Annotated in this window: 22 protein-coding genes, 1 pseudogene and 1 riboswitch; of the genes and pseudogenes, 5 read left to right on the forward strand and 18 right to left on the reverse strand. The window is 42.1% G+C overall.

Annotated features, from left to right (window positions below; translation table 11 throughout):
* The 14 genes from sufU to ACF3OH_RS09310 all read right to left on the reverse strand — a co-directional run bounded on the left by sufU (window position 1) and on the right by ACF3OH_RS09310 (window position 14,375).
* On the reverse strand, window positions 1–453 hold the full coding sequence (sufU, locus tag ACF3OH_RS09245) for a Fe-S cluster assembly sulfur transfer protein SufU (protein WP_094944351.1): 453 nt from the start codon (window positions 451–453) through the stop codon (window positions 1–3).
* Window positions 443–1,669, reverse strand: coding sequence for a cysteine desulfurase (locus ACF3OH_RS09250; RefSeq protein WP_392454224.1), 1,227 nt, complete (start codon window positions 1,667–1,669; stop codon window positions 443–445). Before ACF3OH_RS09250 ends, sufU begins: the two co-directional genes overlap by 11 nt.
* A complete protein-coding gene (sufD, locus tag ACF3OH_RS09255; RefSeq protein ID WP_204591567.1) occupies window positions 1,669–2,976 on the reverse strand; it encodes a Fe-S cluster assembly protein SufD in 1,308 nt (435 codons plus the stop codon). Before sufD ends, ACF3OH_RS09250 begins: the two co-directional genes overlap by 1 nt.
* A gap of 17 nt (window positions 2,977–2,993) precedes the next feature.
* Window positions 2,994–3,773 (reverse strand): Fe-S cluster assembly ATPase SufC, encoded by a 780-nt coding sequence (gene sufC, locus ACF3OH_RS09260; protein ID WP_392454226.1) that lies wholly within the window; start codon window positions 3,771–3,773, stop codon window positions 2,994–2,996.
* Window positions 3,774–3,995: 222 nt separating this feature from the next.
* Window positions 3,996–4,193, reverse strand: coding sequence for a hypothetical protein (locus tag ACF3OH_RS09265; protein WP_204591661.1), 198 nt, complete (start codon window positions 4,191–4,193; stop codon window positions 3,996–3,998).
* A gap of 97 nt (window positions 4,194–4,290) precedes the next feature.
* Window positions 4,291–5,118: a MetQ/NlpA family ABC transporter substrate-binding protein gene (locus tag ACF3OH_RS09270; protein ID WP_392454227.1), complete on the reverse strand. Its 828-nt coding sequence runs from the start codon at window positions 5,116–5,118 to the stop codon at window positions 4,291–4,293.
* Between the two features lie 17 nt (window positions 5,119–5,135).
* Window positions 5,136–5,804, reverse strand: a complete 669-nt coding sequence (locus ACF3OH_RS09275) for a methionine ABC transporter permease (RefSeq protein WP_392454229.1) — start codon at window positions 5,802–5,804, stop codon at window positions 5,136–5,138.
* Window positions 5,797–6,822, reverse strand: coding sequence for a methionine ABC transporter ATP-binding protein (locus tag ACF3OH_RS09280; protein WP_392454231.1), 1,026 nt, complete (start codon window positions 6,820–6,822; stop codon window positions 5,797–5,799). The genes ACF3OH_RS09275 and ACF3OH_RS09280 overlap by 8 nt, the downstream gene beginning before the upstream one ends.
* 99 nt (window positions 6,823–6,921) lie before the next feature.
* A riboswitch (SAM riboswitch) is annotated at window positions 6,922–7,026 on the reverse strand.
* Window positions 7,027–7,122: 96 nt separating this feature from the next.
* A complete protein-coding gene (locus tag ACF3OH_RS09285; protein ID WP_392454233.1) occupies window positions 7,123–7,416 on the reverse strand; it encodes a thioredoxin family protein in 294 nt (97 codons plus the stop codon).
* Window positions 7,417–8,103: 687 nt separating this feature from the next.
* Window positions 8,104–8,481, reverse strand: a complete 378-nt coding sequence (gene gcvH / locus ACF3OH_RS09290) for a glycine cleavage system protein GcvH (RefSeq protein WP_204591931.1) — start codon at window positions 8,479–8,481, stop codon at window positions 8,104–8,106.
* Window positions 8,482–8,551: 70 nt separating this feature from the next.
* Entirely contained in the window at window positions 8,552–8,911 is a 360-nt protein-coding gene (locus ACF3OH_RS09295) for an arsenate reductase family protein (RefSeq protein WP_392454235.1), read from the reverse strand.
* A 92-nt stretch (window positions 8,912–9,003) separates the two neighbouring features.
* Entirely contained in the window at window positions 9,004–10,776 is a 1,773-nt protein-coding gene (locus ACF3OH_RS09300; protein WP_392454237.1) for an acyl-CoA dehydrogenase family protein, read from the reverse strand.
* Between the two features lie 15 nt (window positions 10,777–10,791).
* Complete coding sequence (locus ACF3OH_RS09305) at window positions 10,792–11,964, reverse strand: acetyl-CoA C-acetyltransferase (RefSeq protein ID WP_204591937.1); 1,173 nt, start codon at window positions 11,962–11,964, stop codon at window positions 10,792–10,794.
* Between the two features lie 26 nt (window positions 11,965–11,990).
* Window positions 11,991–14,375, reverse strand: coding sequence for a 3-hydroxyacyl-CoA dehydrogenase NAD-binding domain-containing protein (locus ACF3OH_RS09310; RefSeq protein WP_392454240.1), 2,385 nt, complete (start codon window positions 14,373–14,375; stop codon window positions 11,991–11,993).
* Window positions 14,376–14,560: 185 nt separating this feature from the next.
* On the opposite strand from ACF3OH_RS09310, the gene ACF3OH_RS09315 reads away from it, so the two are divergent.
* From ACF3OH_RS09315 to ACF3OH_RS09325, 3 genes are read left to right on the forward strand one after another with little or no spacing between them, the layout of a single operon-like run.
* Window positions 14,561–14,881: a thioredoxin family protein gene (locus ACF3OH_RS09315; RefSeq protein ID WP_204591941.1), complete on the forward strand. Its 321-nt coding sequence runs from the start codon at window positions 14,561–14,563 to the stop codon at window positions 14,879–14,881.
* 9 nt (window positions 14,882–14,890) lie between these two features.
* Window positions 14,891–15,346: an STAS domain-containing protein gene (locus tag ACF3OH_RS09320; RefSeq protein ID WP_342528678.1), complete on the forward strand. Its 456-nt coding sequence runs from the start codon at window positions 14,891–14,893 to the stop codon at window positions 15,344–15,346.
* 49 nt (window positions 15,347–15,395) lie between these two features.
* Window positions 15,396–15,902: a hypothetical protein gene (locus ACF3OH_RS09325; RefSeq protein WP_342528676.1), complete on the forward strand. Its 507-nt coding sequence runs from the start codon at window positions 15,396–15,398 to the stop codon at window positions 15,900–15,902.
* Here ACF3OH_RS09325 and ACF3OH_RS09330 read toward each other — a convergent pair.
* On the reverse strand, window positions 15,894–16,760 hold the full coding sequence (locus ACF3OH_RS09330; protein ID WP_392454242.1) for a 5'-3' exonuclease H3TH domain-containing protein: 867 nt from the start codon (window positions 16,758–16,760) through the stop codon (window positions 15,894–15,896). The two genes, ACF3OH_RS09325 and ACF3OH_RS09330, sit on opposite strands and share 9 nt — an antisense overlap.
* Before the next feature lie 90 nt (window positions 16,761–16,850).
* On the opposite strand from ACF3OH_RS09330, the gene ACF3OH_RS09335 reads away from it, so the two are divergent.
* The gene (locus ACF3OH_RS09335) at window positions 16,851–18,065 is read left to right on the forward strand and encodes an NAD(P)/FAD-dependent oxidoreductase (RefSeq protein WP_392454244.1); all 1,215 of its coding nucleotides are present in this window, start codon (window positions 16,851–16,853) and stop codon (window positions 18,063–18,065) included.
* Between the two features lie 680 nt (window positions 18,066–18,745).
* Here the strand turns inward: ACF3OH_RS09335 and ACF3OH_RS09340 are convergent.
* Together ACF3OH_RS09340 and ACF3OH_RS09345 are read right to left on the reverse strand one after the other, a co-directional pair.
* Window positions 18,746–19,087: a helix-turn-helix transcriptional regulator gene (locus tag ACF3OH_RS09340; protein WP_392454246.1), complete on the reverse strand. Its 342-nt coding sequence runs from the start codon at window positions 19,085–19,087 to the stop codon at window positions 18,746–18,748.
* Entirely contained in the window at window positions 19,054–19,332 is a 279-nt protein-coding gene (locus ACF3OH_RS09345; protein ID WP_392454247.1) for an Ada metal-binding domain-containing protein, read from the reverse strand. The genes ACF3OH_RS09340 and ACF3OH_RS09345 overlap by 34 nt, the downstream gene beginning before the upstream one ends.
* 96 nt (window positions 19,333–19,428) lie before the next feature.
* On the opposite strand from ACF3OH_RS09345, the gene ACF3OH_RS09350 reads away from it, so the two are divergent.
* Window positions 19,429–20,379, forward strand: coding sequence for an arsenic resistance protein (locus tag ACF3OH_RS09350; RefSeq protein ID WP_392454249.1), 951 nt, complete (start codon window positions 19,429–19,431; stop codon window positions 20,377–20,379).
* 126 nt (window positions 20,380–20,505) lie between these two features.
* Here ACF3OH_RS09350 and ACF3OH_RS09355 read toward each other — a convergent pair.
* A pseudogene (locus ACF3OH_RS09355) lies at window positions 20,506–21,468 on the reverse strand (IS1182 family transposase); the annotation flags it as partial.
* Between the last annotated feature and the right edge of the window lie 18 nt (window positions 21,469–21,486).

Consider the following 21,486-nt stretch of genomic DNA (forward strand, 5'->3'; position numbering starts at 1 on the left):
TTATTCCTCCGTTCCTTGATTTTGGTGCTGTACTCCCTTTTCCATTGCTTTCCATGAAAGCGTTGCACATTTGATACGTGCTGGAAACTTGGATACACCACTTAAAGCTTCAATATCTTCTAAATCAATTGAGTCGTCGTAGTCTTTGCCTGTCATCATATCTGAAAAGATTTCCGAGAGCTTCATCGCTTCTTCAACCGTTTTCCCTTTGACAGCTTGTGTCATCATGGAAGCCGATGACATCGAAATCGAACAGCCTTCCCCATCGAATTTTGCATCACGAATGATGCCATCTTCTACTTGAAGCGTTAAATGAATGCGATCTCCACAAGTTGGGTTGTTCATATCGACTGTCAAGGCTTCTTCTCCAAGAGATCCTTTGTTACGAGGATTCTTGTAATGATCCATAATCACTTGACGATAAAGTTGATCTAAATTTGAATTAATAGACATCGTTGAAATACTCCTTTGCTTTCTGCAAGCCTTCCACAAGACGGTCAACGTCTTCTTTCGTATTGTACAAGTAAAAACTTGCACGCGCTGTTGCAGAAACGTTGAGCCACTTCATCAATGGCTGTGCACAATGGTGACCTGCGCGAACCGCAATCCCTTGCATATCGAGGACAGTTGCCACATCGTGAGGATGGACGTCATCTAAATTAAATGTGATAATCCCCGCGCGCTTTGATGGATCTTTTGGCCCGTAAATGGTCATACCTTCAATTTCTGACATCTTCTCCATTGCATAAGCGGCTAGTTCATGTTCATGTTGCTCGATTTTATCAAGTCCAATTGACTCGAGATAGTCGATTGCAGCCGCTAAACCGATAGCTCCTGCGATGATTGGCGTACCGCCTTCAAACTTCCAAGGCAGCTCTTTCCACGTAGACTCTTGAAGACCAACGAAATCAATCATTTCGCCGCCAAACTCTACAGGCTCCATTGTTTCTAAGTGGCGTTGCTTCCCGTAAAGAACACCGATACCAGTTGGACCACACATTTTGTGACCAGAGAACGCATAAAAGTCAGCATCTAGGTCTTGCACGTCGACCTTCAAGTGAGGAGCTGCTTGTGCCCCGTCGACCATCATTACAGCACCGTGCTCATGTGCAATCTTCGTGATTTCTATAATTGGATTCAAAACACCTAAAACATTGGAAACATGCATAACAGAGACAATTTTCGTTTTCTCTGTTATCGCTTTGCGTACGTTTTCTAATGAAATCGTACCGTCTTCTTCAAGTTCAATATACTTGAGGACTGCTTTTTTGCGTTTTGCTAACTGTTGCCAGGGGATAATATTCGAGTGGTGCTCCATATACGTGATGACGATTTCGTCACCTTCTGAAATATTTGCATCCCCATAGCTTGCTGCCACTGTATTAATAGCAGTCGTCGTTCCACGAACAAAGACAATTTCTTTTGTCGAAGAAGCATTGATGAAGCCGCGAACCTTCTCGCGTGCGCCTTCATACCCTTCAGTTGCTCGGTTGCCGAGTGTATGCACTCCACGGTGAACGTTTGAGTTGTCTTGTTCGTAATACGCCTTCACTGCTTCAATAACAGCAGTCGGCTTTTGAGAAGTAGCCCCACTGTCTAGATACACAAGCGGATGACCGTTTACTTCTTGATTTAAAATGGGAAAATTGCTGAGGATCGACTGATTCATTAGCGCACTTTCCTTTCAATGACCTCCGTAAGCTGCTTCTTCACACCTTCAACTGGAAGTGCTCGTACTACAGGCGCTAAGAAACCATGAATGATCAAGCGCTCTGCTTCTTGCTTAGAGATTCCGCGGCTCATTAAATAATACATTTGCATTGGATCAACACGGCCAACAGAAGCTGCGTGTCCAGCCGTTACATCATCTTCGTCAATCAATAGGATTGGGTTAGCATCTCCACGCGCTTTCTCAGAAAGCATCAATACGCGTGATTCTTGCTCAGCGTTCGATTTCGAAGCACCGTGCTCGATTTTTCCAATACCGTTAAAGATAGAAGAAGCTGAATCTTTCATAACACCGTGTTTCAGAATTTGACCTTCTGAATTTTTACCCCAGTGGATGACTTTTGTTGTAAAGTTTTGTTTTTGATCTCCGCGACCGACAACTACAATTTTCACATGACCTTCTGAGTTGTCACCAACTAAGTGTGTCACATTTTCGACGATTGAATTGCTGTCGTTCATTAAGCCTAAAGCCCACTCAATCACTGCATCACGGTGTGTTACCCCACGGCGATTGACATAAGCTGTGTATCCTTTTGCAAGAACATCAACTGCACCGTACGTAATCTTTGCGTTGTCTTTTGCAAGTACTTCCGATACGATGTTTGCTTGGCCTTGAGCTGTTTCAAATGTAGAAAGGTAGTTTTCTACATAGGTTAATTTTGTATTCTCTTCAGCAACAACTAGTGTGTGGTTAAACAAAGACGCAGTCTCATCGTCTTGTACATAAATCACTTGGACAACTTCATCCATCTCCACATTTTTCGGAATGTAGATGAATGCGCCACCGTTCACTAACGCTGCATGGTAAGCTGTTAATTTGTGCTCATCAACTTTTACTACATCGTTCATGAAGTATTGCTTTACTAAGTCTGCATGTTCACGAATCGCTGTGTGAAGATCTGTTACGATAACACCCTTTTGCTTTAACTCTTCTGAAACAGAAAGGTAGGCAGGTGTGTTATTGCGCTGTATATAAAGTGTTTTTTGATTGTCTAAATCAATCAACGACTTCACTTCTTCTGGTAGTTCTGATAAAGAGCCATAAGTTGCACTCTCAACAGTGTGTGTTGGGAACGTCAAGAAATCCCAGCTCGTAATATTTGTTTTATCCGGTTCTGGCATTGGCAGTTCCGCTGCATGTGCAAGAGCAGCTAAGCGGAAATCTGTCATCCATCCCGGTTCTTGCATTTTTTCAGAGTAAGCGCGAACATCTTGTTCCGTTACTGCTAAAGTTGTTTCAACCGTCATGTTGACTGTCTCCCTTCTTATGCTTCTTGCCCAACAGTTTCGTCTTCAATTCCTAATTCTTCTTTGATCCAGTCATATCCTTGAGCCTCTAACTTGTGAGCTAATTCTGGACCGCCTGATTTTACGACGCGACCTTGCATCATAACGTGTACGTGGTCTGGAGTAATATAGTTTAGTAAGCGTTGGTAGTGAGTAATGATCAAGCTTCCGAAACCTTCTCCACGCATCTCGTTGATTCCTTTAGAAACAACTTTCAATGCATCGATATCAAGACCAGAGTCAATCTCATCTAAAATTGCGAATGACGGTTTAATCATCATTAATTGAAGGATTTCATTACGCTTTTTCTCTCCACCTGAGAAACCTTCGTTTAAGTAACGCTGTGCCATATCTTGATCCATCTCTAAGAAATCCATTTTGCTATCCATTTCACGGATGAATTTCATTAGTGAGATTTCATCGCCCTCTTCACGACGTGCGTTGATAGATGAACGTAAGAAATCAGCATTAGTAACGCCTGTGATTTCACTTGGGTATTGCATTGCAAGGAATAGACCAGCTTTTGCGCGCTCATCTACTTCCATCTCTAATACATCTTCCCCATCTAAAGTGATTGTACCTGAAGTAACTTCATATTTAGGGTGACCCATGACAGCAGAAGCAAGAGTTGATTTTCCTGTTCCGTTTGGTCCCATGACCGCATGAATTTCACCTGTATTTAGTGTTAAGTTCACACCTTTTAAAATTTCCTTGCCGTCGATTTCAACGTGCAAGTCTTTGATTACTAGTGTCGACATTGTATACCCTCCATATCTTTAACTTCGAATGGAATCATCCATCCTTAATTATTATCATTCTAATCTTACAGTAATTAGAGGCCGACTGCAAATCATTTCAATCCTTGAAAATCCTACATTTGTGCATTTTCATTACAAGTGCGCTAAATGAGAATAGATATCATCCCGAACTACAAAAAAGCCTGTAGAACCAAGGGTCTACAGGCTTTTTATACATATATATTATCCTCTGTGGGCTTGTGCACCAATTTGAGCTGCGATGCGCATACTTTTCTCGTGGTCAAGTTGACGACGTTGTTCCACTCTCATGCGTAAATCCTCGCTTTGTCTCATTTCATCATATCCAAAACCGTGTGCATCACGAAAAGCTAAGTTCATTTTTTCCGTGTAAGGCTGTCCTTCTGGTTTGATAAGTATCATTCCCTTCAGTTAGTATCTTACGTTACCTAGTGTATACCCACCAAGTAACGAATGAAACCGTAAAAAGGGAATTTAGCCCAATAGTCATGGCGTGTGGTTATTCTGTCACAGGAACTACAGAACCGCCCCACTCATCTAAAATAAACTCTTGAATTTCATCAGATTTCAACGCTTCAACAAGCGCTACGATGTTTTCGTTCTCTTCATCACCAGCATTTACTGCGATCACGTTTACATATGGAGAGTTTGAATCTTCAATAGCGATTGAATCTTCTAAAGGATTGATTCCAGCATCAAGTGCATAGTTTGAGTTGATTAGAACTGCGTCACCTTCTTCTTGCTCATACATTTGAACTAGAAGTGCTGCTTCGTAGTTTGGATCAAACTCGATGTTTTTCGGATTTTCGATTACATCTTCAATTGTAGCAGTCGTTTTCTCAACTTCTGGGTCAAGAGTGATCAGCCCAGCAGCCTCTAACATAGAAAGTACACGACCGTGGTCAGCTACCGAGTTGCTCATTAGAATAACTGCACCATCTGGAAGCTCGTCAATTGAACCAAATTTCTTAGAGTAAAGACCGATTGGCTCGATGTGAATGCCACCAGCATTTACAAAATCATATCCGTTGTCAGCAATTTGAGACTCTAAGTACGGAATGTGTTGGAAGTAGTTTGCGTCTAAATCACCGTTATCTAAATCTTGGTTAGGAAGAACGTAATCTTGATACGTTTCAACTACAAGTTCGATTCCTTGCTCTTCAAGTAGTGGCTTGACTTGCTCTAAAATTACTGCGTGAGGCACGTTTGAAGCACCTACTGTAAGTGTTGAGCTTTCTCCTTCTGAAGAAGAACCTCCTTCAGATCCACATGCTGCTAAAGTTAAAATGCTTGCTCCTAGTGCAAAACCTGTAAGTAATTTTTTCATGTACGTTCTCTCCTCTATTATCGTTTGTCTAATCGGTTTGTTAACCAGTCACCGATCCACTGGATGATAAATACTATGATTAAGATGATGATTGTAGCAACGATCATGACATCGTTTTGCGTTCGTTGGAACCCGTCTAAGAAGGCAAGTGTTCCAAGTCCGCCGGCGCCAATGACACCTGCCATCGCCGTGTACCCTACTAATGCAATCGATGTTACTGTAATTCCGGAAACAATTGCTGGCATGGATTCTGGAAGCAACACTTTTCGAATGATTGTCCAAGTCGTAGCTCCCATCGATTTTGCAGCTTCTAAAACACCTTTATCAATTTCTTTTAAAGCAATCAATACCATTCGCGCATAGAACGGTGCAGCTCCGATGATTAGTGCTGGGAATGCCGCGTTCGGTCCACGAATACTTCCAAGAAGGAACTTCGTGAATGGAATCAATAAGATAATCAAGATGATAAATGGAATAGACCGGAAGATATTCACGAGTGCTCCTGTTAACCAGTTTGCAAATTTATTTGCCCATGCTTGGTGAGGGCTTGTCAGGAATAAAACTAAGCCGATTGCCAAACCGAAGACAAATGTTAAAGCGGTTGAAATTGCTGTCATATAAAGCGTTTCATACGTAGCTTCCCACATCTTCGGCCAGTCGACATTCGGTAAAAGAGTTTCAATCATGTTGAATGACCTCCGATTGTACTTTTTGTGCATGCAAGTAACCTAGTGCCTCATCGATAGCAAGTGCATCCCCATCAATATGAAGCAACAATGTACCTAACGCACCGTTTTGCGTTTGTGTAATGTTTCCTTGGACGATTGTTACTTCAAGTCCGTACTGCTTAATCAATCGAGCAATCAACGGTTGGTCCGTTTGATCACCGACAAATGTGAGTTTGACGAGTTTTCCATTTGGATACATTTCTAAGAAGTGATCAACAGTATCTGAGAAATGTGCACCATCTGAAATCTGAGAAACAAAGCGTTTTGTGATAGGTTGTTGTGGATTCTTAAAGACATCAATGACTTGCCCCTCTTCAACCACAAGACCATTCTCCATCACAGCTACGCGGTGACAAATCTTTTGAATGACGTGCATCTCGTGTGTGATCAACACGATAGTTAAACCTAATTGCTTATTGATGGTAACGAGAAGATCTAAAATCTGATCGGTTGTTTCAGGATCAAGTGCAGATGTTGCTTCGTCACATAGAAGAACTTCAGGTCGATTGGCTAAAGCACGTGCAATCCCAACACGTTGTTTTTGACCTCCAGAAAGTTGTGAAGGATAGGCTTTTTCTCGCCCTTCTAACCCTACTAAAGCGACAAGCTCTTTTACCCGCTCACTGCGTTGTTCTTTAGGAACACCTGCGATTTCGAGTGGGAACGCAATGTTCTCTTCTACTGTACGAGACCATAATAGATTGAAGTGTTGAAAGATCATGCTGACTTTTTGGCGGAACCCGCGCATCTCTTTTGAAGAGAGCTTGGAGACTTCACGTCCGTTTACTTGAATTTGTCCATCGGTAGGACGTTCAAGTCCGTTCAGTAAACGAATGAGTGAACTTTTCCCTGCCCCGCTGTAGCCGATAATCCCGTAAATCTCGCCCTGTTGGATAGATAATGAGACATTGTCGACGGCAACAACTTTGCCAGTCTTAGTCGTGTATTCTTTTAAAACTTTGGATAATTGAATCATATGCGTGCCGCCTCCTTTCTAAATTTATTGGATGGATACAAAAAAACCCTTCCTGCGCAAAGACAGAAAGGGTCATCGTTTTATCAACAGATATCCATTCTCTCATCCTCCAAAGCGCTAGCTTTGCGTGACTTGGCACCATTTCACTTTCGTGACGGTTGCCGGGCTTCATAGGGCACTTCCCTCCACCTCTCTTTATAAGAGCGACGCATATTCAATTAGTATTGTTGTCAGTAATCGAATAGTATCATAGCCATTTTTGACAGTCAACTATTTTTCATCACAAATTTTCATTATTTTTTATTGAGCAGTTTTGAGTTTCTCTAGTAGATAAGGCACAGATTGAAATGCATAGACTTTTTCGAAAGCATTTGGTCCTTTTTTAATCAACAAACATGGAACACTTTCCACTTGAAATTCTTCCATGAGTTCTGGGGAATAGTTCGCATTAAGTTGCGAAACAGGTTCGTCAATCAGTTGTTCACAGACTGTGAGCATTTTGGATGCTACTTGGCAGGTGCCGCACATGGGTGTGTAAATATAGAGTATGGACTGGTCGGTTTGTTTCCAGTCGCTGTATGTGATTTCGTTCATTTGGGTCTCCACCTTTACTTTGCTTAAAGTATCAAACCCGCCGTTTGTTTTCAAGGAATAAGTTTAATGCCACTTACGAAGCTTGCTTTCAAGATCAAAATAAAAAGACAAGGATTTGGCCCGCGCTAACGCAGCGCCAAACGCGAGTCTTCTTAGTTCGACCTTACGCAAGTTTCTACAGTTGCCCTATGTTTCAACTGGTATCTGGTTAAATCTTTTCTAGTAAGGGCTTGATGACTTAAGGCTGATTGCGATCAGCCCTTTTTTTCTAGTGGCTTTGGAGAATTCAACTAGTTCCATCGGGGGGATTGAGTTATGCGGACATTGAATTGAGTTACTCGGACACTGAACCGGTTTACTCGGACATTGAATCCAGTTTCGCGGACATAAATTGTTTACGCGGACACTGAATTGAGTTTCGCGGACACTGAATCGGTTTACTCGGACATTGATTACAGGTTTGCGGATATAAGGTTGTCAGGAACTATCCAGTTTCATCATATAGCAAGTCGAGCGGAATGGAGGGGCTGACTCCGGAGGGATCAAAAGCGGAACGTGAGACCCCACAGGCGTGTTCATCCGCCGAGGAGGCTCACGACGCGCCCTCGGAAAGCAGCCCCGCAATGGAGCTCGACTTGCGCTAACTTAGTCAAACAAAAAAGCCCGCCAATTTCGGCGGACTTAAGATTAGCTGATTAATTCTTCGTACTGGTCTGCAGTCATCAATGCATCGGACTCCGCAGAATCCGAAGGCTCTACTTTGATCATCCATGCATTTTCGTAAGGAGATTCGTTTACGAACTCTGGGCTATCTTCCAAAGACTCGTTTACTTCAACGACTTTCCCGCTAATCGGTGCATACAATTCAGAAACCGTCTTTACAGACTCAACGCTTCCGAATGCGTCACCCGCTTTGATTTCATCTCCAACCGCTGGTAGCTCAACGAATACGATGTCCCCTAGCTCGGATTGTGCGAAATCTGTAATACCGATTGTTGCTGTGCCTTCTTCATGCTTTACCCACTCATGGTCTTTAGAATAACGAAGTTCTTTAGGAATACTCATCATTAATCTCCTCTCGACATCTGCAATTTTCTCTTTAATAGTGACACAATTCATGCATTTCGACAAGCGGTTATTTTGTCCAAACGTTCTTAAATTCCTCTTCTCGGAAACCAATTGTAGCTTTCGTGCCATCTGTTGTAAATGGACGTTTAATCAGCATACCGTCAGAAACTAAAAGATCTAGTTTTTCATCATCTGTCATTCTTGGTAGTCGGTTTTTCAGACCCATTTCACGATATTTTTGTCCTGTTGCATTAAATAAACGTTTCAGTTCAATCCCGTTTTCCTCTGCCATTGATTTTAATAATTCACGGCTTGGTGGGTTTTCCACAATATGATGGTACGTAAATTCTACGTCGTGATCTTTCAAGAATTTTTCTGCTTTTTTGCATGTAGTACAAATTGGATAGCCATACATTTCAATTGCCATACAAGTTCCTCCTCTAAAGTCGATCTACTAGTAGTATACCGACCTTTGGGCAAATAGAAAAATCCCTGCAGGAAATGCAGGGAATATTCGTGTTAAACTACATACTTCTCAGCGTCGATCAGCTTAACAGAAGCTTCACGTTTTTTCGTCACTAAGTTGTACGGTGTGTTACGCGTTAATTTACGAAGTGCTGACAACATCATACGCTGATTGTCACCTTCAACTGCTGCAAGTAATGTATCTTTTGCATACTTCTCGATTTCTTCGAATGCTTCTTGGCAATAGATCTCTGTATACAGAAGTTTTTGAGCCGCTTTTTCAGCGCCTACTTTGTTCAATGCTTTTTCTGTACGAAGAACTGCTGATTCCATAGCAAATAAGTTGTTCGCGATGTTTGCGATATTTACAAGCACTTCTTGCTCAGCATCTAATTTTGCGCCGTAGCGTTGTGCTGCAAGACCTGCTGCTAATAAACCAATCTTTTTCGCGTTCTTCACAAGTACTTTTTCTTTTGCTAGTGGCTCGTCGCCTACTTCTTCTGGCATCATCATGAGAAGCTCTTCTTGAAGTTTCATAGCTTGTTGAAGAAGTGGAAGTTCACCCTTCATTGCTTTCTTCAAGAATGTACCTGGAACGATCATACGGTTGATTTCATTTGTTCCTTCGAAGATACGGTTGATACGAGAATCGCGGTAGATGCGCTCTACTTCATACTCTTGCATGAAGCCATATCCGCCATGTAACTGAACCGCTTCGTCTGCGATGTAATCAAGCACTTCAGAACCTACGACTTTGTTGATTGAGCATTCGATCGCATACTCAGCGATTGCTGCTGCGATTTCTTTTCCGTCTTTTTGTGCTTCTTCAGATAGCTCGTTCATACGCTCTTCGAAGTAGCCTACTGTACGGTAGATCAAGCTTTCTGTTGCGTATAGTTTTGATGCCATTGTTGCAAGCTTTTGCTTTGTTAAGTTGAAGGAAGAAAGTGGTGTCTTGAACTGTTGACGTTGGTTTGAGTAGCTGATAGCTAATTCAAGTGCACGCTTTGCTCCACCGACAGTACCTACTCCTAATTTGTAACGTCCGATGTTTAAGATGTTGAAAGCGATGATGTGACCACGGCCAACTTCACCTAGTAAGTTCTCAACTGGAACTTCTGCATCTTCAAGAATCAATGTACGTGTAGAAGACGACTTGATTCCCATTTTCTTCTCTTCTGCTCCAACAGATACACCTGGGAAGTCTTTTTCAACGATAAACGCTGTGAATTGCTCACCATCAATTTTCGCGTAAACAATGAAAACATCGGCAAAACCTGCGTTTGTGATCCATTGCTTTTCACCATTCAATACGTAGTGCGTACCTGCTGCATTTAATTTAGCCGAAGTTTTTGCACCAAGAGCATCAGAACCTGAACCTGGCTCAGTAAGCGCATAAGCAAAGATCTTTTCAGCTGTTGCGGAGAATGGAAGATACTTTTTCTTTTGCTCTTCGTTTCCGAACAATACGATTGGAAGAGAACCGATACCTACGTGCGCTCCGTGAGTAATAGAGAAGCCACCTGCGACAGACATCTTCTCAGCAATTAAAGCAGATGAGACTTTATCTAGACCAAGGCCATCGTACTCTTCAGGGATATCTGCTGCAAGAAGACCTAATTCTCCTGCTTCTTTTAATAAACGAACAGAGTGCTCAAACTCATGGTGCTCCAAGTTTTCAACAACTGGAAGGACAGAGTTTCTCACGTAATCCTCTGTAGTTTTGGCAATCATCTTTTGCTCATCCGAAAAATCCTCTGGTGTAAACACGCGATCTGCTGTTAAATCTTCTGTTAAAAACGCTCCACCTTTTACTGCTTGTGACATAATAATGTCCTCCTTTTATAGTAATTCGAATACGCCTGCTGCACCCATTCCGCCACCGATACACATGGTGACAACACCGAACTGCTTCTGTTGACGTTTTAATTCATGAATCATTTTTAATGTTAAGACTGCACCTGTCGCACCTAGTGGGTGACCGAGTGCAATTGCTCCACCGTTGACGTTGACCTTCGTCACATCCAGGTTTAATTCGCGAATGATTTGTAGAGACTGAGAAGCAAATGCTTCGTTCAATTCCCACACATCGATATCTGAAATTGAAAGACCTGCAAGCTTTAACGCTTTTGGAATGGCTTCAACTGGCCCGATTCCCATAACTTCTGGAGCAACACCTGCAGTTGCGAATGAACGGAACTTTGCAAGTGGCTTCAAGCCTTGTGCTTCTGCTACTTCACGGTCCATTACTAGAAGTGCACCTGCACCGTCAGACGTTTGTGAAGCGTTCCCTGCAGTGACTGTACCGCGCACGTTGAATGCTGGACGTAGTTTTGCAAGTGTTTCAACAGTTGTGCCCACGCGGACACCTTCATCCATTTCGAATAGGCGTGTTTTCGTCTGTTGCTTGTTTTTGTCATCGACAAAGTGGTGCGTCACTTCTACTGGCACGATCTCGTCTTTAAATTTGCCTGCTGCAATTGCTGCTGCTGCACGTTTGTGTGACTCTACTGCAAATGCATCTTGGTCTTCACGGCTGATGCCATATTTCACTGCTACTTGCTCAGCAGTATGTCCCATTCCCATATAGTACTGAGGCGCTGTTTCTGCAAGCGTCGGGTTCAATCGAAGTGTATTTCCTGTCATCGGGATCATACTCATCGACTCGACACCACCCGCGATAATCGCTTCAGCATGACCGATCATGATACGTTCAGATGCATAGGCAATCGATTGAAGACCTGATGAACAGAATCGGTTGATTGTGATGGCTGGTGTTGTATCTGGAAGTCCTGCAAGTGCTCCAATATTACGCGCCACGTTCATTCCTTGCTCAGCTTCTGGCATCGCACATCCCATGATCAAATCATCGATTGGGCCTTCGTATCCTGCTCGTTGTAATGTTTCTTTGACTACGAGTGCTCCGAAATCGTCAGGACGCACTGCTGCCAAGGAACCTTTTTTTGCTTTCCCGATTGGGGTGCGGGCTCCTGCTACTAATACTGCTTCACGCATTGGTTGTTTCCTCCTTTAGACTTCGGTTAGTTACGTAGTGGTTTTCCTTTCACAAGCATATGTTGCATACGCATTTGTGATTTAGGTTCAGCGACCAAGCTCAAGAAAGCTTCGCGCTCTAAGTTCAATAAGTATTCTTCGTCAACAAGTGTTCCGTACGGTACTTCTCCACCTGCAAGTACATACGCAAGTTTCTTCGCGATCTTCATGTCATGCTCGCTAATGAAACCAGATAGGCGCATGCCTTCCGCCCCTACGAGCATCGTTGCGTAGCCTGGTGCACCCGAAACCGCCACTTTTTCACGGATCGGCGCTTTGTAGCCTGCTTCGTATAAGTGAAGAGCTGCTTGTTTCGCGTCATACAACAAGTGGTCTGGGTTGACACTTACGCCATCTGCTTGATTTAAGAAGTTGTTCTCACGTGCTTCTTCACCAGAAGTTGAAACTTTCGCCATTGCGATTGTCTCAAAGACTGTTGTGGCAACTTCTACATAATCGACTTTCACATTGTTTGGAAGTGAACTCAAATGCTTCATGTAAAGCTCTTTGTTTCCGCCGCCACCAGGGATTAGGCCAACACCAGCTTCTACTAGACCCATGTATGTTTCAGTTGATGCTTGGATATGTGCTGTTGGAAGACAAACTTCCGCGCCTCCACCTAGCGTCATGCCAAATGGTGCAGCGACAACTGGCTTCGACGAGTATTTAATTTTCAACATGGCTTGTTGGAACATACGGACGATGTAATCGAGTTCAAAGATGTTGTCGTCTTGCGCTTCCATTAAGATCATCCCAAGGTTTGCCCCTACACAGAAGTTTTTCCCTTGGTTTCCAATTACAAGGCCTTTGAAATTCTTTTCCACTTCGTCTACAGCAAAATTGATCATTTGAAGAATGTCAGGACCAATCGAGTTTGACTGAGAGTGGAATTCAAGAAGTGCAACGCCATCACCAAGGTCAATTAAGCTCGCACCGCTATTTTTCTTGATGACGCCATGTTTCTTTTTATACGCTTTTAAATCAATTGCCTTTTCATTTGTTGGCACTTTTTCAAACCCTGTTCCTGTGAAGAAGTGAAGTTCGCCCTCTTCTTCTTTATAGAAGGAGCTGTGGCCTTGATCGAGTAAAGCTTGCACAAATGCAGGAATCTCGTGCCCTTCTTCTTTCATTTTCGCAACAGACTTTTCAACGCCGATTGCATCCCACGTTTCAAACGGTCCTTGCTGCCAGCCGAAGCCCCATTTCATCGCTTGGTCAATCGCGACGATGTCATCGGCAATCTCACCGTGTAGCTCAGCCGAGTAGCGAAGTACTGGATTGAAAATGCTCCAAAGAAGTTCTCCTGTGCGGTCTTTTGCATACACTAGAGTTTTTACTTTGTTCGCTAGGCCTTTTTCTTGTTTCGCCATTTCTAGTGAAGGCGTTTTCAATTTTTTCACTGGCTCATAATCCATCGTTTCTGGATTCAACTCAAAAATTTCTTTATCTTTCTTTACGAAGAAACCTTGGCCAGTTTTCGCCCCCAACCATTTGTTTTCAACCATTTGCTTCATGAAAGCTGGTGGGTTGAATACTTCTTGTTCTTCACCTGTCGACTTGTCGTAGACATTTTTCGCAACGTGTAGGAATGTATCCAGTCCAACCACGTCAAGTGTGCGGAAAGTCGCTGATTTCGGACGTCCAATTGCAGGTCCCGTGACAGAATCCACTTCTCCTACCGAGTAGCCACGGTTCAACATTTCGCGAAGCGTGACAAGTAAACCGTAAGTTCCAATGCGGTTCGCAATAAAGTTTGGTGTGTCTTTTGCAAGAACAACGCCCTTGCCTAACACGTCTTCTCCAAACGTTTTCACAAACTCCACAACTTCAGGTTTAGTAGTGGAAGCAGGAATCACTTCAAGTAATTTCAAATAACGTGGTGGGTTGAAGAAGTGCGTACCAAGGAAGTGACTTGCAAACTGCTCACTGCGTCCTACCGTCATATCTTCAATGCTGATACCGGAAGTATTAGATGTTACTATCGTGCCAGGTGTCAATACTTCATCGATACGTGCGAACAAGTTTTGTTTCACTTCTAAGTTTTCGACGATTACTTCGATGATCCAGTCTACGTCTTTTAATTTTTCAAGATCGTCCTCTAGATTTCCAGGTGTAATCAATTGTAAGTTGCGTTTTGATGTCAATGGTGCCGGTTTTTGTTTAAGTAACTTTTCAAGAGCTCCCGTTGCAACGGAGTTTCTGAATGCTGGTGTATCTTTCGTCCATCCTTTTTTCGCATCTGCTTCAGATACGTCGTTTGGTACGATGTCAAGCAAGTATGTCGGAATGCCACTATTTGCAAGATGCGCCGCAATACCAGAACCCATAACTCCCGATCCGATGACAGCTGCTTTTTTAATTTGATATGACACAAAGATGCCTCCTTCTATTTTGAATGAATACTCATTCATTTTAGCGGTAAAAAAAATAGAACCGTTGTCCTTGTTTCTAGTGTAGAACATATTTTAAATTTTCGCAATACTATTGTGGTTGCTTTCGATTTCTCTTTTCTGGGGTTTCATGTAAACTAGAGGTACTAGAAGAAAGGGTGTCGAATATGGAACCAATTAAAACAGTAGAACAATTCAATGAAGTGATTCATTCCGGGAAAGAGGTACTCGTAAAATTCCAAGCTGGCTGGTGCCCGGATTGCCGTCGTATGGACATGTTCATTGATCCAATCGTAGAGGAATACAATCAGTATACGTGGTATGACGTAAATCGTGACGAGCTGCCTGAAATTGCAGAGAAGTATGAAGTCATGGGAATTCCAAGCTTATTAATTTTTAAAGACGGCGAAAAGACTGCTCATCTTCATAGTGCGAATGCGAAATCGCCACAACAAGTAACTGATTTTTTAGAGTCTGTAAACGAATAGGAGATCACTATGACTACTGAACAAGAGATTCTTGAACTGAAAGAACAGTTGGAGTACTATAAATCGATTGTCTATAACATGTCGTCTCCTATCATTCCTTCTATTGTATCAAAAACCATTTTGGTTCCAGTAGCAGGCTATATCTACAGAGAGCGCTTCAACAATATTGAAACGGAAGTTCTAACCTATATAGCAGAGCATCGAGAAGTCGAAAATGTGGTTTTTGATTACACAGGTGTATCTACAGATGATGTTTCTAGCTTTGATTTTAATGAACTTGCCCTCGCAATTTCCAATTTAAATAGCTCATTAAAACTTATGGGGATGCGCCCAATTTATGTTGGTTTCAATCCAAAGTTGATCCAAGAAATCGTCCGCGCCGGCGTGCATGTGGAGATTGAGACGTATCAATCGTTCCGCAATGCCCTACAAGGTTTATTGAACGAAGAAAGCGGAAAATTATAATGTAACTACAGCGTACCCATGTGGTGCGCTTTTCTTATGGAGGGATTTGATGAAAACAGTACTTCCTTTTTCGGGGATGTCCCAATACGATGACTCTGTGGCACCCGAACTTCGCTCTTCTGCTTGTGGTCCTGTAACAGCGCATTTACTATTGAAACATGCTGGCCTTCCTGCCTACTCGGTCAATGAACTGTATCAGTCACTTCGTGGAACCCGCATCGGATTATTTACATTTCGCTTCGTAAAATTTCTGAACAAGTTATTGCCTTCTGATTGGCGCGCAGAAAAATGCACATTGCAAGAAGCGCTAAATGAACTAAAAAAAGGACGGCCAGTAGCCGTCAAGTTTGATAAATATTTTTCATTTCAATTTCGTTCAGAAACATCTTTCTCCTATCACTGGGTACCGATGACCGGTTTTGTTGTAAATGATGGCGAACTGTTTTTACTTGTTCATGATAATGGAGGCCGCGGACGTGAAAGTAAACTCCGTCGCATACCATACGGTCCGAATCATAAAATCGTGACGTTTGTAAAAATTGCGCCTTTACAGTAGCTGACGCAAGACTTGCTTGTAGCCATTGCTCTCACAAAACTCTTTTGCTGTGTAAGGGACTGCTTCCCAATATAAATCGTTCAGTTCCACTTCAATTGGTACATCATTTCGAATAACTGCCAACTGCTTAGAGATTGCTAGAAGCTCTCCCGCTTCTTCAATCTTTTTTCGTTGACCCGGTTTTAACTCCTCTTTTGCTGCGAGCACACCGTCCACACTTCCATAGGCTTGAATGAGATGAAGTGCGGTCTTCGGCCCAATACCTTTCACACCAGGATACCCATCACTGCTATCCCCCATAAAGGCTTTCACATCTGGAAATTGGTGCGGCTCGATTCCAAACTCTTCGCGAAATCGTTCTAAATGATACGAGTCATAAATCGAGAACCCTTTTTTCGTGAATTCAATCGAAACATCCGGAGTTAGAAGTTGAAGAAGGTCTTTGTCTCCAGAAACGATAGTAAACTTCCCTTCTCCTTCCCACTTTTTCGTCACGGATGCAATTGTATCATCTGCTTCCATACCCACGACGCCGAGGTTGACCCACCCAAGCTGAGCAGATAATTCTTGTGCCATATCAAACTGCGGAATCATTTCTTGAGGCGGTGCTGGACGATTGATTTTATAGCCCTCAAACAACTCATTACGGAAAGTGTGCATTCCTTTATCCCATGTAATGACGACGTGAGATGGAGTAAAAATCGAGCGGGCTGTCAGTACGTGACGCGCAAATCCTTGCACGGCATTTGTTGGAAGACCTTGTTCATTATAGAAAAATTGATTGGACATAGCTGTCGCAAAAAATGAACGAAACAATAACGCCATTCCGTCGACTACTAAAATATGTGGCTGGTGCATGGAATTCCTCCTTTATGTATACCCTTAGTTTAACGGAAGATACGACATGGGTATAGTGGGTCTATCAACCTATAAAAGGAGACGCGACTAATGAACATACATAACGGATCGCTTTACTGGCCACAAACAACGCCACCATTCGAACCTCAAGAGGTACATGAACGCTTGGAAAGCTACGACATCGTGATTGTCGGCGGCGGAATGTCAGGCTCGTTGACTGCCTTTCAATTTATGAAAGCCGGGAAATCGGTGGCAGTTTTAGATAAACGTCAATTTGGCTCGGGAAGCACGAGTGCAAATACGGGATTGCTTCAATATTCCAATGACATCATGCTCCATGAGCTGATTGAACAAATCGGTGAACCAGATGCTGTACGATTTTACGAGATGTGCTTAGAGGCGATGGATCAACTAGATGAAGTGGCTACATTATTACCTGTAAGTGCGGATTTCATTCGTCGTCCAAGTATTTGTTACGCGAGTGTTGAAGAAGATGTAGCTAAGCTTCAAAAGGAATATGAAACACTAAAAGCTCATGGCTTCCCTTGTGAATACTGGGACCAAACAACTGTCGAAGCCAACTTGCCGTTTTCAAAACCCGCTGCACTCGTCACGTACAAAGACGCGGAAGTGAATCCGTTAAAGTTTGTACAAGGCGTTCTTGGTGAAGTCGAAAAAGGTGGCGGCCATCTATTCCCCTATACAGAAGTAGAGGACGTATTCGAGCAAGCAGACCACTTGGAAGTCCGGACATCTAACGGAACGTTTCATGCAAAAAAGATCGTCTACACAACAGGGTATGAAACAGTTCCTGTTGGCAAACGAATCGGTGCGGATATCAATAGATCGTATGCGATTGCCACAAAACCGGTCGAGGATATTTCCGAATGGCACGAGCGTGCGTTGATTTGGGAGACGAAACGTCCTTATTTATACATGCGGTTGACGGAAGAAAATGCGGTAGTCGTTGGCGGTCTGGATGAAGATAAGCCGGAAGCGCCACTTTCCGATGAGTTGATTGCAGAACGTGGGCAACGGTTACTAGATGCGCTTCATGAGCATTTTCCGAAGCAACAGTTTGAAATCAATGCGTGTTACGCTGCAAGTTTTGGTGAGTCCATCGATAATCTTCCGTTTGTCGGTGAGCATCCGGCGAAACCAAATCACTATTATTTGCTAGGGTACGGCGGTAACGGGACTGTCTATAGTATGCTCGGTTCTTCCATGCTTGTAGATTTAGTGGACGGTGTGCCGAATCGGGATGCGGAGATTGTGCAGCTAGATCGGAAGTATGGTGTGAAATAATAACTGGATACCACTTCTCTATATCTTTGATCTACTTGAAAAAGCCAGATTCATCTTCCGATGCTTGCTATGAAGACTAAATTAAAAACCAAAAGAACTGGGGCCGCTCGAATTGAGCGGCCCCAGCGCGATTCTTCTTAGTTTGCTCTTCCACAATCATCTCCAGCTGAATCTGTTTTGTTGTAGTGCTTCTTTTCAGGAAGTTGTTCCTTTCAATTTCTTCGAGTCGGCTCCGCCTCTATTATTTATTAGAAGTTATCAAGTATCTATCAGCTAATTTAGTTACTGCCGGGCTGTGCTCTTCAAATATAAGATTGCTGTAATTCTTTTTTTAATAGGAAAGAATCTCTTGTCCTTTCTCGAGTGACGGGAGAAGTAGTGTTTCAGATTCTAGTAAAAGTGTGATGACTATATAGTACATGACTTAGCCCTTTTCTTCCTTTTTGCTCTATTTGTAATTTAGAATACCATAGTGGGGTTTAAGTGGAAGGTAAAATACTACAAAAAGGTTAGACAAGTACTATAGGGGTAGAGTCAGGAAAATGCGGATTTACAACGTTAAGGATAATCCAATATAAAAGTCCAATTTCTCAAAGTTAATTATGAAATTAGGGCTTTTTTCGCTGTTCTAGAAAAAACATCCCGGAAGACCTAAAGATATCATTCAAGTAAACTACCTATTATTTCAATATTTGTTTGCGAAATTCTTTTGGCGTTATACCCTCTTGTTCTTTAAATTTTGTAGAAAAATGTGCACTATCATTGTATCCTACTTCTAATCCAATTGTTGTAATTGAATAAGTATGCTTCTTTAGTAACTCTTTGGATTTATTGATTCTAACTTGATGCAAATAGCGTAAGGGAGTAAGCCCCAATACTTCTTTAAATGATCGTTGAATATAATAAGGATTCTTTTGCAATACTTTATTTAAACTTTTTAATGTAATATTCTTCTCGTAATGAAGATCAATGTAATGCTTTGCTTTTTCTACAAGTTCTTTTTTATATCCATTCCATTCCATTCCAATTGGTCAGGTTTACACCGATTACAAGGGCGAAACCCTTGATCTATAGCTTCGTCAACAGTACTAAAGATAGACACATTTTTAGGATTAGGGGTACGAGATGTACAAGAAGGTCTACATACCGTTTTAGTTGTTGAAAGTGCATAATAGAATTCTCCATCATAACTACGATCATTATTATAAATCGCCTTCCATTGTCTGTTCTTCAATGTTTTTGATACTCCTTTCGAATTAGAGATCAATATTGTAAAAGTAATTGAATTAATTCTAAGTTATCCTTAATAACACAAGAGTTAGTCGTGCGCACCTATCTCTATAATTATAAAAGGAGTATAATCATGAATATTTTAGAGAAGTTTCAAACCGTAATTATTTTATTGGCAGTAGGTGTCGGACTTTTAATAGGTCAATTCATCTTTTTTGAACAGAATGCCGAGTCATTCATCATTCCATTTTTGTTACTCATGCTATATGGATTATTTCTAACGATTCCTTTGCAACATTTAAAGGATGCATTTAAAAACATAAAGTTTTTAAGTGCGAATACCATCATAAATTTTGGCTGGACTCCTTTATTAGCTTGGGGTCTTGGTGCAATCTTTCTTGCAGATCACCCTGCATTATGGATCGGATTTATCATGTTAATGGTTACACCCTGTACAGACTGGTATTTAATGTTCACATCTATCGCCAAAGGTAATGTGTCATTATCCACTTCTGTATTACCAATTAATTTAATCCTTCAGGTGTTACTTTTACCTGTATATCTTTTCATTTTTGCAGGAACCATTCAATCCGTTCCAATATCGACTATTATAGAAAGTATTGTACTGGTTTTAGTTATACCTTTTACACTTGCTCATTTAACTCGTTATTTATTGAGGAATAAAGTAACATTCTTAAATAAGAAACTCGTCCCTTTTTTCTCATCTGCACAGATTATATTTTTATCATTAGCAATTACAGCTATGTTCGCATCTCAAGGCAACTATTTATTCAATAATCTTGAGGTCATTTATATATTAATTATTCCAATTTTACTTTACTTTGTTATTAATTTTGTTGTTGCACAAACCGTAGGAAAAGCAATGAAATTTTCTTACGAAGATACAGTGAGTCTGAGTCTTACTATCATTGCTCGTAATTCTCCTGTTTCTTTGGCAATTGCTGTAACAGCATTTCCAGATCAACCACTGATTGCGTTAGCCTTGGTCATTGGACCACTAATTGAGTTACCTATATTAGCTGTTGTATCTCAAATCTTACTTTCATTAAGAGTGGACAACTAAATAAGAATTAAAGAACTGCAAAGCAGTTCTTTTCAGATTGTAGACAAAAGGATTCGAAATCTACCCGATTTCGAATCCTTTCTCTTTTTTTGGCTATTTTTCAGCCAAAATGGCGTGAGCAAAATGGTTGTAGTGCTCATCGTAGACATACTCTTGTTTCTTGAAGTAGCCAGGACGTGTCATCGGTCTTTTATAAGGAAAGGCCGGCAACATCTGGTTCTCTACAAGATAGTTCGCAATCGCAGGTGTCTTATACGCGGCATCTGCTGCCACTACTATTGGTCTTTTTACATACATTTTCAATCACAGTGTCGATGATGGACTGGAAAGGGATACTGTCATGGACGTTGCCTGGTGTGACGAGATTCGCGAGTACAAAACCTTTTTCATCCGTGGCTGCATGGAAAGAGTAGCGAACTGTTTGGTCCTCTCGTCTTTCACGTAATAACCGCTATCGGGATCCGTCGTTGATTCTTTGATCTCCTTGTATTCTTCCTTTTCAAATGAATCTGGTGAAAATGGTCGCTTACCGTGTTCCTGCCTGTCCAGGTTTAGCTCCAGTTGGAGCTTCTCTTCATAGGCACGCGCCTCTTTACGGACAGTCTTCTTCGTGAACTTACGTTTATTCGCGGATGCCTTCACGTGTGTAGAGTCGACGAAGACATGTTCACTACTGAGTAGCCCCGTGTCCATGATCTCCTTCAACATACGATAGAAGATCTGTTCGAACAGCTCGGTATCAGCAAAGCGTCGTACATAGTTTTTCCCGAACGTCGAGAAATGCGGCACCTCTGAATGGAACCCAAAACCTAGGAACCAACGATAGGCCATATTGGTCTCGATCTCTTTGATCGTCTGGCGCATCGAACGGATACCGAACGTATATTGAAGGAACGTCATCTTGATGAGCACGACTGGATCGATACTCGGGCGACCTGTCGAAGAATAGAGGTCCTCGACCAATGGATAGATGAACGAGAAATCGATTGCCGCATCGAGTTTGCGAACTAAGTGGTCCTCAGGGACCAGTTGGTCAATCGTCAACATCTCAAGTTGGTCTCTCTGATTACCGATATTCTTTGTCATCATGGTCGTGTTCCCCCTAAA

The organism is Chryseomicrobium aureum (assembly GCF_043182735.1).
GTDB lineage: Bacteria > Bacillota > Bacilli > Bacillales_A > Planococcaceae > Chryseomicrobium > Chryseomicrobium aureum.

What these genes read in the sequence shown, in the direction of transcription:
- ACF3OH_RS09335 (WP_392454244.1), top strand. Translation starts at nt 16,851, where the DNA reads ATGAACATACATAACGGATCGCTTTACTGGCCACAAACAACGCCACCA.
- sufD (WP_204591567.1), bottom strand. Translation starts at nt 2,976, where the DNA reads ATGACGGTTGAAACAACTTTAGCAGTAACGGAACAAGATGTTCGCGCT.
- gcvH (WP_204591931.1), bottom strand. Translation starts at nt 8,481, where the DNA reads ATGAGTATTCCTAAAGAACTTCGTTATTCTAAAGACCATGAGTGGGTA.
- sufU (WP_094944351.1), bottom strand. Translation starts at nt 453, where the DNA reads ATGTCTATTAATTCAAATTTAGATCAACTTTATCGTCAAGTGATTATG.
- ACF3OH_RS09250 (WP_392454224.1), bottom strand. Translation starts at nt 1,669, where the DNA reads ATGAATCAGTCGATCCTCAGCAATTTTCCCATTTTAAATCAAGAAGTA.
- ACF3OH_RS09315 (WP_204591941.1), top strand. Translation starts at nt 14,561, where the DNA reads ATGGAACCAATTAAAACAGTAGAACAATTCAATGAAGTGATTCATTCC.
- sufC (WP_392454226.1), bottom strand. Translation starts at nt 3,773, where the DNA reads ATGTCGACACTAGTAATCAAAGACTTGCACGTTGAAATCGACGGCAAG.
- ACF3OH_RS09285 (WP_392454233.1), bottom strand. Translation starts at nt 7,416, where the DNA reads ATGAACGAAATCACATACAGCGACTGGAAACAAACCGACCAGTCCATA.
- ACF3OH_RS09325 (WP_342528676.1), top strand. Translation starts at nt 15,396, where the DNA reads ATGAAAACAGTACTTCCTTTTTCGGGGATGTCCCAATACGATGACTCT.
- ACF3OH_RS09320 (WP_342528678.1), top strand. Translation starts at nt 14,891, where the DNA reads ATGACTACTGAACAAGAGATTCTTGAACTGAAAGAACAGTTGGAGTAC.
- ACF3OH_RS09295 (WP_392454235.1), bottom strand. Translation starts at nt 8,911, where the DNA reads ATGGCAATTGAAATGTATGGCTATCCAATTTGTACTACATGCAAAAAA.
- ACF3OH_RS09330 (WP_392454242.1), bottom strand. Translation starts at nt 16,760, where the DNA reads ATGCACCAGCCACATATTTTAGTAGTCGACGGAATGGCGTTATTGTTT.
- ACF3OH_RS09305 (WP_204591937.1), bottom strand. Translation starts at nt 11,964, where the DNA reads ATGCGTGAAGCAGTATTAGTAGCAGGAGCCCGCACCCCAATCGGGAAA.
- ACF3OH_RS09340 (WP_392454246.1), bottom strand. Translation starts at nt 19,087, where the DNA reads ATGGAATGGAATGGATATAAAAAAGAACTTGTAGAAAAAGCAAAGCAT.
- ACF3OH_RS09300 (WP_392454237.1), bottom strand. Translation starts at nt 10,776, where the DNA reads ATGTCACAAGCAGTAAAAGGTGGAGCGTTTTTAACAGAAGATTTAACA.
- ACF3OH_RS09350 (WP_392454249.1), top strand. Translation starts at nt 19,429, where the DNA reads ATGAATATTTTAGAGAAGTTTCAAACCGTAATTATTTTATTGGCAGTA.
- ACF3OH_RS09270 (WP_392454227.1), bottom strand. Translation starts at nt 5,118, where the DNA reads ATGAAAAAATTACTTACAGGTTTTGCACTAGGAGCAAGCATTTTAACT.
- ACF3OH_RS09265 (WP_204591661.1), bottom strand. Translation starts at nt 4,193, where the DNA reads ATGATACTTATCAAACCAGAAGGACAGCCTTACACGGAAAAAATGAAC.
- ACF3OH_RS09275 (WP_392454229.1), bottom strand. Translation starts at nt 5,804, where the DNA reads ATGATTGAAACTCTTTTACCGAATGTCGACTGGCCGAAGATGTGGGAA.
- ACF3OH_RS09280 (WP_392454231.1), bottom strand. Translation starts at nt 6,822, where the DNA reads ATGATTCAATTATCCAAAGTTTTAAAAGAATACACGACTAAGACTGGC.